This is a genomic window from uncultured Pseudoflavonifractor sp. (assembly GCF_944387805.1).
Lineage (GTDB): Bacteria > Bacillota > Clostridia > Oscillospirales > Oscillospiraceae > Pseudoflavonifractor.
In genome coordinates this window covers 1-12718 of the sequence record NZ_CALXGI010000075.1, presented here as the reverse complement: position 1 = coordinate 12718, position 12718 = coordinate 1, and the positions used below count along the sequence as shown (strand labels likewise).

8 protein-coding genes are annotated in these 12718 nt (G+C 60.9%); 1 reads left to right on the top strand and 7 read right to left on the bottom strand.

Going from position 1 to position 12718, the window contains the following annotated elements; genetic code table 11:
• Positions 1 to 1722 (top strand): glycoside hydrolase family 3 N-terminal domain-containing protein (locus tag Q0K06_RS12695; RefSeq protein ID WP_294553189.1); only part of this gene is annotated, 1722 nt, incomplete at its 5' end.
• An 85-nt stretch (positions 1723 to 1807) separates the two neighbouring features.
• Here the strand turns inward: Q0K06_RS12695 and ptsP are convergent.
• From ptsP to Q0K06_RS12660, 7 genes are all read right to left on the bottom strand, one after another.
• Positions 1808 to 3460 (bottom strand): phosphoenolpyruvate--protein phosphotransferase, encoded by a 1653-nt coding sequence (ptsP, locus tag Q0K06_RS12690; protein WP_294553187.1) that lies wholly within the window; start codon positions 3458 to 3460, stop codon positions 1808 to 1810.
• 71 nt (positions 3461 to 3531) lie between these two features.
• Positions 3532 to 3792, bottom strand: coding sequence for an HPr family phosphocarrier protein (locus Q0K06_RS12685; RefSeq protein ID WP_294553184.1), 261 nt, complete (start codon positions 3790 to 3792; stop codon positions 3532 to 3534).
• A gap of 32 nt (positions 3793 to 3824) precedes the next feature.
• Complete coding sequence (locus Q0K06_RS12680; protein WP_294553181.1) at positions 3825 to 4670, bottom strand: PRD domain-containing protein; 846 nt, start codon at positions 4668 to 4670, stop codon at positions 3825 to 3827.
• Between the two features lie 36 nt (positions 4671 to 4706).
• Complete coding sequence (locus tag Q0K06_RS12675; RefSeq protein WP_294553178.1) at positions 4707 to 6845, bottom strand: PTS transporter subunit IIABC; 2139 nt, start codon at positions 6843 to 6845, stop codon at positions 4707 to 4709.
• Positions 6846 to 7161: 316 nt separating this feature from the next.
• Positions 7162 to 10206: a glycoside hydrolase family 3 C-terminal domain-containing protein gene (locus Q0K06_RS12670; RefSeq protein ID WP_294553176.1), complete on the bottom strand. Its 3045-nt coding sequence runs from the start codon at positions 10204 to 10206 to the stop codon at positions 7162 to 7164.
• 29 nt (positions 10207 to 10235) lie between these two features.
• Positions 10236 to 11570 carry an ATP-binding protein gene (locus tag Q0K06_RS12665; RefSeq protein ID WP_294553173.1) on the bottom strand — a complete coding sequence of 445 codons (1335 nt, stop codon included), beginning with the start codon at positions 11568 to 11570 and terminating at the stop codon, positions 10236 to 10238.
• The gene (locus Q0K06_RS12660) at positions 11570 to 12292 is read right to left on the bottom strand and encodes a LytTR family DNA-binding domain-containing protein (protein WP_294553168.1); all 723 of its coding nucleotides are present in this window, start codon (positions 12290 to 12292) and stop codon (positions 11570 to 11572) included. Before Q0K06_RS12660 ends, Q0K06_RS12665 begins: the two co-directional genes overlap by 1 nt.
• Positions 12293 to 12718: the final 426 nt, after the last annotated feature.

The following is a 12718-nucleotide window of genomic DNA, read 5'->3' as shown; positions in this document are numbered from 1 at the left end:
ACCTACACCGGCAAGGACGTGGTCCAGGTCTACTTCCAGTCTCCCTACACCCAGTACGACATGGACAACGGCGTGGAGAAGGCTGCCGTGGAGCTGTGCGGCTTCACCAAGACCGACGCCCTGGCCCCCGGCGAGAGCCAGACCGTCCAGATTGAGGTGCCCAAGGAGCAGCTCAAGGCCTATGACTACCGCACCGCCAGGACCTTCATCCTGGACGCCGGCGACTACTACTTCACCGTTGGCACCGACGCCCACGACGCGCTGAACAACATCCTCGCCGCCAAGGGCTACACCACTGCCGACGGCATGACCGCCGACGGCGACGCTTCCATGACCGCCAAGTGGACCAACGCCAGCCTGGACACTACCACCTACGCGGTGGACAGCGCTACCGGCACTGCCGTCACCAACCTGTTCGGCTATGCCGATATCTCCAGCTATGACGCCTACTCCGACTTTGTCTACCTGAGCCGGAGCAACTGGGTGGACACCTATCCCGTAGCTTTCTGCGACAGTACCGACGAGACTACCGGTGAGCACTACATCGACCTGCCCCAGGAGATGATCGACGCCCTTCAGCCCCAGTACACCGAGGACCAGGACGCCTACACCATGCCCGCCTCCGGCGTTACTCCCGAGGTGCAGCTGACCCTGGCCGACTTCATTGACGTGGACTATGACGACCCCGCCTGGGACGAGCTGCTGGATACCATCAGCCCCGCCGACCTCATCTACATGGTCCGCATGGGCGGCTACGGCACCCCCAGCCTGGATTACATCCTCAAGCCTGCTACCGTGGAGAAGGACGGCCCTGCCGGCATCTCCGCCACCCTGGTGGGCGGCACCCAGGGCATGGCCTACCCCACCGAGGTGGTCATCGCCTCCACCTGGAACACGGAGCTTGCCTATGAAATGGGTGTGTCCGTGGGCAACGACGCCATGTACGCCAACATCCAGGGCTGGTATGCCCCCGCCATGAACATCCACCGCAACGCTTACAGCGGCCGCAACTTTGAGTACTACTCCGAGGACGGCTTCATCAGCGGCCAGATGGGCGCCAACACCGTGCTGGGCGCCCAGAGCAAGGGCCTGTTCTGCTACGTCAAGCACTTCGCCCTCAACGACACTGAGGGCGTCATCGACGAGACCAACGGCATCAAGGGCTCCAAGGACGGCATCGCTACCTTCTTCAACGAGCAGGCCGCCCGTGAGCTCTACCTGGTGCCCTTCGAGGCCGCTGTGAAGGAGGGCCATACCTACGCCATGATGAACGCCTTCAACCGCGTGGGCACCAAGTGGTGCGGCGCCAGCCATGAGTTGCTTACCGACCTGCTGCGGGACGAGTGGGGCTTCAACGGCCTGGTCATCACCGACATGGCCGGCCTGCCTGAGTACATGGACATCAAGGCCGGTCTCCAGGCCGGTACCGACATGTGGATGAACACCAGCGAGGACCTGTACAACATCGACGGCTACCAGAACGACCCCCAGATTATGACCTACCTGCGCAACGCCGCTCATGACATCTGCTACACCGTCAGCCACAGCGCCGCGATGAACGGCCTGTCCGCCAATTCTACCATCGTGGACGTGATGCCTCTGTGGATGACCTGGATGGTGGCCCTGGACGTGGTAGTGGGCGTGCTGATTGTGGCAGGGGTGGTCTGGATTGTGGTCCGTAGCAAGGATCAGAAGAAGAACCCCGAAAAGTACAAACAGTAATTCCGCTGCGCAGAAATACTGAGTGACATCAAAAAATCCCCGCCGGCTCATTGTCGGCGGGGATTTTTGATGTATAAAGGAGTGCTCAGCCCTTGAGCAGGTCCAGGGTACAGGCGGCGGCAGTACTCTTTCGGATGGCGGAGCGGAGGGGGAGCACGGCGGAGGGGCTCACACTCAGCTCGTCAATACCCATGGCCAGGAAGGTGGGCAGCAGCTCCAGGTCGGCGCCCAGCTCGCCGCAGATGCCAATCCAGATGCCCGCCCTGTGGGCGGCGTCGGCTGCGGCCTTCAGCGCCCGCAGCACAGCGGGGTGGTGGGGGTCGAAGAACCTGCCCAGGCCGCTGCACTGGCGGTCGCAGGCCAGGGTGTACTGGGTCAGGTCGTTGGTGCCAACGGAGAAGAAGTCCACCAGCTCTGCCAGCTCCTCGGCCATGAATACCGCCGCCGGGGTCTCAATCATGATGCCCAGCTCGGTGTCCGGGTTGAAGGGAATGCCCTCGGCCGTCAGCTCGTCCATCACCTCCCGGCAGGCCCGGCGGCACTCCTCTACTTCCCACACGCTGGTGATCATGGGGAACATGATGGCCACCTTGCCGTAGGCGCTGGCCCGGTAGAGGGCGCGCAGCTGGGTGCGGAACACCTCGGGACGGTTGAGGCAGATGCGGATGGCCCGCACTCCCATGGCCGGGTTCTCCTCCTTGTTGAGGTGGAAGTAGTCCACCTGCTTGTCGGCGCCGATGTCCAGGGTACGGATGACCACCCGCTTGCCCTTCATGGCCTCGGCCACCTGCTTATAGGCCCGGAACTGGGCCTCCTCGGTGGGATAGTCCTCGGTGGCCAGGTAGAGAAACTCGGAGCGGAACAGGCCCACGCCCTGGCCGTCGTTGGCCAGCACGGCGTGGATGTCCTCGGGGGAGCCGATGTTGCAGTAGACCATCATCTCCCGGCCGTCCAGAGTCACGTCCTTCTGGCCCACCATGCTGCGCATCAGCACCCGCATCTCGGCCTGCTTCTGCTGACGGGCCTCCAGGCCGGCCAGAGTCTCCTCGTCCGGCTCAAAGACCAGCTGGCCGGTCTCGCCCACGATATAGGCCTCCTGGCCGTCCAGATCCTCGCTCAGGGCATCGCCCAGGCCGCACACAGCGGGGATACCCATGGTGCGGGCCAGAATGGCGGTGTGGCTGTTGCCGGAGCCGCCCTGGGTGGCAATGGCCAGAATCTTGCTCTTGTCCAGCTGAATGGTCTCGGAGGGGGCCAGGTCGTCGGCGGCCAGAATGACCGGAACCTCTGAGTTGATACCGCCCTCGGCCACGCCGGTGAGGATGTTCAGCAGCCGCCCGGTCACGTCCCGCACGTCGGCCGCCCGGGCCTGCATGTAGGGGTCGTCCATAGCGGCCAGCATGGCGGCGAACTGCTCCCCGGCCTGCTGGGCGGCGTACTCGGCGGTGTATCCCTCATCCAGCTGCTCGTCCATGGCGCCGGTGAAGTCCTCGTCCTCCAGGAACATGGCGTGGGTCTCAAACAGAATGGCGGCGTCGTCGCCGGCCTGGGCCCTGGCCCTCTCTGCCATAGCCTCCAGCTGCTCCATGGCCTGAACTCTGGCCGCCTCCAGCCGAGCCCGCTCCGCCGCCGGGTCCTGGGCCATCTGCTGCTCCACCACAGCGCTGACCCGGTGATAGAAGTAGAGAGTGCCCTTCTCGATGCCCTTGGACACGCCCTGACCCTGTAAAATCTTCATGTACTAGCTCCCCTTTCCGTGAAAACCAAACCGCCCGCCGCCCCGGTGGGACGGCGGGCGGAACGCTGTGCTTACAGATTGTTCTTGAAGAACTGCTCCATGGCAGCGATGGCGGCGTCCTCGGAGGCGCCCTCGGCGGTCACGGTGACGGAGTCGCCGGTCTTGACGCCCAGCCCCATCAGCTTCATCAGCTGGGTGCCCTTTACGGTCTTATCCTCCTTGGTCAGGGTGATGGTGGTGTCGGCAAACTCCTTGGCGGCCTTGACCAGCAGGCCGGCGGGACGGGCGTGGATGCCCAGGGGATCCTGAATGACATAGGTAAAGCGCTTCATAACGGCAAAACTCCTTTGTTTTGATATAAATTTTATTGCTTCGGAGCGGAAGACTCCGTGTCAAACACGCGCTGAACATGCATGGCCAGATAGCCGATCTCCACCCCATCCACCGGGCGGCCCAGAGTGCGCTCCAGCTGGCGGCAGATTTTCTCCGAGATATCAAAGGCCCGGGGGCAGGACACCCGCATGATGTGGTTGACGTCCATGCTCAGCCGCTCGCCCTTCAGCAGTCGGGCGGCCATATACTTGATGTGGCTCATCAGATGGTTGTAGGAGAGAGAATTTACATCCAGCGTTACACCGGCAGCCTGCTGGACCAGGTCCACACAGGTGCGGATGATGGCCGCCGTCTGCATGGCCTGGGAGACCTGCATGGATTCCAGAGCGGAGTGGATGTGCAGGGCGATGTAGCCCAGTTCGTCGTCGCTGAACCGGAGGCCGGCCTGCTCCGCAATCAGGTCTCCGCCCCGGCGGGCAACCTGAAACTCGTCGGGGAAGAGGGCCTTGATGTCCTGCGTCAGCGGGTTGCCGATGGGGGCGTTTTTCTGGATACGCTGGGCGGCAAAGGCGATGTGGTCGGCCATGGGGATGAGAATGCTGGTGTCCACCTGGCCGAAGGTATTCTTGGCGTCCAGAATGATGGCGTTTGCGATATTCAGATAGAGCGGGTCGATGCGCTTGACCAGATCTCTGGGGTTGCCCCGGTCGCACTTCTGGGAGAGCTGATACACCGTGGCGTCGGGCGCAAATTCCACCCGCTCACCCGGCTTGCGGCCGAAGCCTACACCCTTGCCCATCACCAGGTTCTCCAGGTTGTCCTCCTGATTGAGGGCCAGAACCGTGTTATGGTTGAGAATTTTTGTGATCCGGTACACACGCTCACGCTCCTACACAGATAACGCGCTTGTTTGTCAGGATTCGTAGATATCCAGAGCCAACAGATCCTCGCCGGGCTTCACGTGTCCGGCTTTCAGCAGGCGCAGCTCCTGGTTGTCCTCCATGGAGGTGAAGAGCACCGGGGAGGACACGGAGGTGGCGTTCTCCCGGATGAACTCCAGGTCAAACTCCAGCAGGCGGTCGCCCTTCTTCACCTGGTCGCCCTCCTTGACCAGGGCGTGGAAGCCCTCGCCCTTGAGGGCCACGGTATTGATGCCCACGTGGATGAGCATTTCCACGCCGTCCTCCAGCTCCAGGCCGATGGCGTGGTTGGTGTCAAAGACAAAGCTGATGGTGGCGTCGCAGGGGGCGGTGACCACGCCCTCACAGGGGACGACGGCGGCGCCGTCGCCCATCATCTTCTCGGCAAAGGCCGGGTCGGGGGAGGCGGTGACGGGGGCGGCCTCGCCGTGGAAGGGACTGCCGATGACGATGGTCTTGACCAGGGCGCCGTGGGCGGCGGGTGCCTCCGGGGCGGACGCCTCGGTGGGAGCAGCCTCCACGGCGGGGACGGCCTGACGGGCAGCACCGCTGCGCAGGTAGTCTTCCAGATTTGCCTTGATGATATTCACCTGTGGGCCGTATACCACCTGCACGCCCTGGCCCTTCTGGACCACGCCGGCCGCGCCGGTGGACTTGAGGAGGGCCTGGTCCACCTTGCTGCCGTCGGTGACAGTGCAGCGCAGGCGGGTGGCGCAGCAGTCCACGTCCTTGATATTGGCAGCGCCGCCCAGGCCCTGGGCGATGGCGGCAGACACCTGGTCGCCGCTGCCGGTGCTCTCGCCGGACTTGCGTGCGTTGTAGTCGGCCTTGGTGTACAGCTTGGTCTCCTGATCGCCATCCTCACGGCCGGGGGTCTTGAAGTTGAACTTCTTGATGAGGAAGGAGAAGAGGAAGTAGTAGGCCAGGAAGAAGATGATGCCCAGGGGGATAATCAGCAGCCAGCTGGTCTTTTCGTTGCCCTGCAGGATGCCGAAGAGGGCCAGGTCGATGAAGCCGCCGGAGAAGGTGAGGCCAACGGTGATATTGAGAATGTGGCACAGCATGTAGGCCAGACCGGCGAAGACCGAGCTGATGACGAACAGCACAGGAGCCACGAACAGGAAGGAGAACTCCAGAGGCTCGGTGATGCCGGTGAGGATGGAGGTGAGAGCGGCGGAGAGGAGCAGGCCGCCCACCTGCTTTTTCCGCTCCGGCTTGGCGCAGCGGTACATGGCCAGAGCAGCTCCGGGGAAACCGAAGATATAGAGGACGAACTCACCGGTGAAGCACCAGGTGCCCGCGGTGGAGAAGTGGGTGACAGTGGGGTCGGCCAGCTGGGCAAAGAAGATGTTCTGGGCGCCAGCCACAACGGTACCGGCCACCTCCATGGTGCCGCCCACGGCGGTCTGCCAGAAGGGCAGGTAGAACACGTGGTGCAGGCCGAAGGGGATGAGCAGACGCTTAATCATGCCAAACAGGAAGGTGCCGAAGTAGCCGGAGCTGTAAACCAGCATACCCAGGGCGTTGATGCCCTCCTGGATGGGCTGCCAGATGAAGAACATGAGGATGCCCACCAGGGCGAAGACCAGGGTGCTGATGATGGGCACGAAACGGGTGCCGCCGAAGAAGGAGAGCACCTGGGGCATCTGGACTTTATAGAACCGGTTGTGGAGTGCGGCTACGCCCAGACCCACGATAATACCGCCGAAGGCACCCATCTGCAGAGAGGTGATGCCCAGAACCGAGGCAGTGGAGCCCTCCAGCAGATTTTCCGCGCCGCCGGTCAGGGTGATCATGGCGGAGATAGCCGAGTGCATCACCAGAAAGGAGACCGCGGCGGCCAGAGCGGCCACCTCTTTTTCCTGCCGGGCCATGCCGATGGCCACGCCAATGGCAAAGATAAGGGGCAGGTTGTCAAAGATAACGCCGCCGCACTTGCCCAGAACAGAGAAGATAAAGTAGGGGACGGTGCCGGGCCCCATGACGCCCAAGAGATTGTAAGTGGCCAGGGTAGTCTCGTTGGTAAACGAGCTGCCCAGTCCCAGCAGCAGTCCCGCCACCGGCAGGATGGCGATGGGAAGCATGAAGGATCTGCCTACCCGCTGCAGTATGCCGAAGAATTTTGCCCTCATGGTGTGTTACCTCCGAATCACGTTTCAGATTTGTGATCTGGTTCCTGCCGGCCGCTCTGCATAAAAAAGCACTAACCGACAACTATTACATATCACATTGAAATGTATGTAATAGCAGAAGGTTAGTGCCTGTTGCCAGTAACACACCTGTATGGAACTTAACTTGGCCAAAGAGTAGCATAGAGCATGAAAAATGTCAATCTCTCCAGACCTTTTTCAACTTTATGTACAAAAGATACAAGCCCGACTTGTCTAAAACGCGAAATGAACAGGCGCGGGCCCGGAGAAGTCCGTAACGGTCAGAACCGGCGCCCGGTCACAGACGCCTGCGGGCATACCAGCCCGTCCAGATGAGAATCGCGGCCATGCTCAGCAGAACAAGGCCTACCGTGGCATTAAAGGCTGCAAGGCAGATCTCCCAGGGGGCGGGGGAGGACTCGATCAGTGACCCGGGAGCGGCGCCCTGCATCAGGTTGGAGTTGACAAGGGTGTAGCACAGGTCCTTTACGGCTGTGCGCAGCAGCCGCTGTCCTGCGGGGGATTGGAAGTCGGTGGCGTTGAGAGCGGAGCCGGAGACAGTAGACATGAGCAGGTCGCAGCCGGCGCGGAGAAGACGGTCCACCTGGCTGTCGCTGCCGTTCAGGTGCATGTCGGAGAGGATGGTGCCCTGAAAGCCCCACTCTCCCCGGACCACGCCGGTGAGCAGAGCCGGATTGGCGGCAGACCAGAGGGGGCCGACAGCGCAGTCCCCCGCCATGAGGAAGTCACCGGCCCGCATAATGCGGGTGCGCATAACCCCGTCCTGCTCTCCAATGTAGCGGATGGTCTTGCAGGCGGTCTTGAGGGCAATCTCATAGGGCCGCAGATAGATCTCGCGCAGGGCCTGCTCTGTGAGCCAGACACAGGTGTGGGGATTCTTGTGGGCCTCCGTGTCCATGAGAACAAAGTGCTTGACCGCGCAGCTCAGCCCTGCATTTCCGGCGCCCGAGATCACCTGCGCACCCAGAACACCGGAGAGCAGAGGGTCCTCGCTGAAGTATTCGGAAGAGCGGCCGCCAAAGGGAGAGCGGTGGATATTCAGCCCAGGAGCATACCAGCCGTTGATTCCGGAGAGAAGGGCCTCCTGGCCCACCATATAGCCGAAATCATACATCAGCTCCTGGTTCCAGGCGGCGGCCATTACCGGTGCGGCAGGGTAGCCGCATACATCCTTGATCCAGTTCTGGCCGTTGACATCAGCCAGGGTGAGGCCCTGGGGGCCGTCGTGCTCCACTGACTCCGGCTTGCCAATGGCAGAGAGGGCGCCGGTGCCGTAGGCGGCCTGAAAGAGGCACTGCCGCAGCGCCTCCGGGTCGTCATAGCGGATCTGGTCCAGCAGCAGCGTCCACATTGGGTCCCGGTAGCGCTTGCCCCGCAGGTCGGCCAGCACCAGCCCGTTGTCCTCGCCTGAGACGGGAGCGGGAAGGGAGCGCTCTTTTTCCGGGCTGTCAGCGGTGGGTTTGGTGGTGTCGGCATCGGCGATCCACCCCCTGACAGTGTCCGAGGCAGCGCGGTCGGCGTCCGTGGGGGCGGAGGGCTGGGTCCCGGCCCAGTCGGCCCGGGAGAGGCACACTGCGCCGCTTACAGAGGGGTCGGACATATAGGCGTTGAGCTGCTCAAACCGGTTGACCGCGGCCAGTCCTGCGGCGGCAGGCAGCGGAGTCCCGCTGTCGCTCAGCTCTGCCTGGGCATCCAGCTCGGACTGACGGGGATTGCTGTTGTCGTACCAGACGGTCTCCTGTACTGTTGCGGGGCGGCTGTCCAGCACGTCATGGGAGTTGGCACGGACGGAGATGGAATATGTTCCCTCCTCCAGCATATAGCAGCCGGTGGTACCATCACCGTTGTCCCGGGTGTAGCAGTAGGAGGCCAGGTCCTCCTTGGAGAAGGAAAGAACAACATCCTCGTACTCTCCCGGGGCCAGCAGCTCCGTCTTGGCAAACTGAACCAGCACGGCGGTGGGCTTCTCAATGGCATAGTCCCGGTCCAAATCAGTGTAAGGCGGGGTGAAGTAGACCTGCACCACCTCTTTCCCGGCGTATTGTTCGCCGGTGTTGGTCACCCGGACAGTGAGAGAAATGGTCCCATTCCGTTCAGAAAAATCTACAATCGCCTGGGAAAAGACGGTATAGCTCAGGCCGTACCCGAAGGGATAGAGGACGCCGGAGGTGCGGTTGTCGTAATCATCCAGAAAGCCGGTGTCCCAGGCGGTCTCATAGTACCGGTAGCCCAAGTAGATGCCCTCCTCATACTCACGGAAGGGGGTGCAGGCGTTCTCCTCCCAGCTGTCCCGTGTGACCAGAGTGGTGAAAGCGTTGGCGTAGACAAAGGAGCCGGAGCCGTCGTCCTGGTTGGCAAAGGTGGGAGACTGCTTGAAAGCAGAGGGCCAAAGGTCGGGCAGCCGCCCGGAGGGATTCACCCGGCCGGAGAGAACCCGGGCCAGGGAGCCGTAGCCGGTGCTGCCCGCGCCTCCCAGCCAGAGGATGGCATCAATGGCCGGGTCCTGTTCCAGCTCCCATATTTCCATGGGCGAGGAGGAGGCCAAAACCACAACAACGCCCTCGCAGCTGGCCTTGGCAAAGGAGATGAGGTCCTGTTCGGCGGAAGTGAGGGCCAGCATGTGGGGCGTGCCGTCGCTGTAGACCGAGACGGAGGCGTCGCAGTCCTCACCGGTCTGGCGGCCGATCAATACCACGCCCACAGTACCGGAGCAGGTATCCCCCAGATCCCCATAGACGGAACGGGAAAATTCGTAGAGGATGTGATTCTCCGACGCTCCGCTGAGAGGACCTGCGGCAATTAGATTGGGATTATTTTCCAGTGAATCGGCAGCCCCGGCGGCCTGGAAGAGCCGCTCCTCCAGAGCTGTGTTCAGGGAGCAAAAGACGCTGTGCAGTCCCTGAGCGGGAGTGATGGTGTGTTCCTCGTCGGAGCCGATGGCGGAGGAGCCGCTGCCGCCGTAATAGGGCAGGCAGTACCGCAGGCCCAGCGGGGTGAGCGGTGTGCTGTCCGCCAGCGGGAGAATTCCGTTGTTTTTCAGCAGGACAATGCCTTCGTCGCTGATCTGCCCGGAGAGCGCCTGAGCGGCGGCCAGAGCCTCAGATTTGGAGGCATATTCCTGTATATAGTAGTCTGCGTCCAGCTCTTCCGACGGCTCCAAAGGTTTTACTGTCCGGACGCCCCGGCCGAACAGGCCGTTGAGCGTAGAGGCGTTGGCATACATACCGGCAGTCAGGGTGCAGGACAGCGCCAGCAGCAGGGCCATAATGGGCAGCAGGGTGCGGCGCAGCCTGCGGATGCCGGGTTTTGTCAGGTTTTTCATGGCTGGCCTCCTTGCTTTGCCGCCCCGGCTCAGATGCTCTGTCCGCCGCCGGAGAGCGGCAGAAGAATGTTCAGGTTAAAGATCTGGTCACGGGCGTCAAAGGAGATGCTCCCGCCGTATTTCTCCACAATCATCACCATACTTTTGACGCCGAAGCCATGGTACTTCTTGTCCTCCTTGCTGGTGACGGGCAGGCCGTGCTCCATATGGACGTTGCCGCTGTAATAGTTGTGGGAGTTGATGGACAGCAGCTCGCCCTCCGCCCGGATGGTGACGCCGATGACCCGTTTATCCTGCTCCAGCTGGATGACAGTCTGAATGGCGTTGTCCAGCATGTTGCCGAAAAGGGAGTAGATGTCCGGGTCGCTCATAAAGTTCAGCTTGGCCCCGTCGGCCATGTAGCTGATAAAAATACCGTTTTTCTGGCAGTACAGGCTCTTTTCCGCCAAAATAATATCCAGAGCCTGGTTGCCCGTCTTGACGATGGAGTCATAGATGGAGATGGTCTCCTCCATTTCGCGCAGGGCGGCGGGATCGATGGCGGCCTGTTTGCTGATGTTGTGGATCTGGTGCTTCATGTCGTGGCACTTCATGTTGATGAGGTCAATGGTGTCTTTGGAGATCTGGTATTGCTTCTGCTCCTGGCGCCGCATCTGGTTGACCACCTCCAGCTCATCCTCCAGAGACTTGCTGAGCAGCAGGCTGAACTGGATGACCAGCACGGAGATGCTGCAGATGATGTTGGTCAGGGAGCTGGACAGGTAGTACACCAGGTCCAGGCTCTCATACTTGCGGTAGACCACAAAGGCGTTGAGGATAATCTCTACCAGCAGGATAAGCACCAGCAGAGCCAGCAGGGCGGGGCTTTTGATGGTAATGGCCTCGTCCCGCTTCAGCCGGCGGCCGAAGAGCTGATAAAGGCACCAGTATACCAGGGCGTAGACCTCCAAAAAGATAAGGGCGGAAAAGGGGCTGATGTCTGCGGCGCTGTCGCTGTAAAACTGGGCGGCCTGCTCAAAGCCGCCCAGAGTGGTAGCCAGGTCGTAGCATACAGAGGCCAGGTGCTGGAGGGTATATCCGGCGGCAGTACAGAACAGACAGGCCCGCCAGCTGATATCATAGCAGAATTTGGACAGTAAAATGGACAGCAGGAAGAACAGGGAGAACATGAGGGAGCTGTACACAGCGGTATAGCTGAGAATGGGGAAAATGGCCACCAGCAGGAACATCACGACTGTACCGGCAGCCATACGGATGGGGAATCCGGGGCGTTTTTTCTGACGAAAGAGAAACAGCGCCTCAGCGATGAGCAGGGCGGCGGTAAACACCAGCTTGTAGAGAAAGAGATTGGTAATTTGAAACATTATATCCCACCGCCCAGATAGTCGTTGAGGGCCTGGACAAAGGCCTTCCGCCGGGGGCGGCTGATCTGGAGCTCATCGCCGTCCACTACGGCAGTATAACCCCGGATAGCCTGGACATAGTTCAGGTTCACCAGGTAGCAGCTGTTGCACCGGACGAACATGGGGCTGTTGAGGGCGGCCTCCGCGTCCTTCAGGTTGCCGTAGGCCCGAACAGGGCCGTCGGTGGTGTGGTAGACCATGTTGTGGCCGGAGATCTCGATGTACTTAATCTGAGATGCAGACAGGCGGAGTATCTGATCCGACAGAGAGATGACCAACTGAGTGTCCCGGCGGCTGTTGAGCTTGTTGAGGGCCCGCTGGAGCTTGAGAGAGAAGTTGGAATAGCTCACTGGCTTGACCACAAAATCAAAGGCGTCCACCTCGTAGCCCTTGACAGCGAACTGGGCCATGTTGGTGACAAAAATCAGCGTCACGGCTTTGTCCAGCTCCCGCAGCCGGGCGGCGGCCTCCATGCCTGTCATCTTGGGCAGGCCGATGTCCATGAGGACCAGGTCGTAGATGGGGCGGTATTTACTCAAAAATTCCTCGCCGCTGGTAAAATAGGTCACCTTGAAAGGAACGCCCCGCTCCTCGGTATAGCGTGTAAAGTGCCTGCACAGGGTCTCGGCCTCCGCCGGGCTGTCCTCCACCACAGCCACGCTTTTCGTTGCTTTGTTCTCCACTTCTCTCCACACTCCCAATCAGTTCCGGGCGGTCTCTCGGATGTTGACATTATAGCACAGAATCTGCCTGTGCGTACGAAGGTGAAATCTGGAAACAGGGCTGTGAACCAGTTTTTGCCTGTATTATATGTATCGTGCCCGTTCTCATATGTAATTATAAATAAAAAAGGCGGGAATGTCGCCCCTTAAAATGTGCAGTTTATGTGGGTGGAATGACAGTCTGTGTGATTTGCTGGAATTATGGACTTCTGTCGTGTTATAGTGCAGTCACGGAAGCTGAGGCGGGCGGCTGGCGCGCGACCCCCGGGAAATGCCCCTCGCCCCGGAGAGACGGAATCTGTATGATTGGGAAAGATTAACTATTAGAAGTCAACCCCGAAAAGGGACGGCGGTGGCAAAGAAAGTAGATGGTTGAAAAAGGGTATA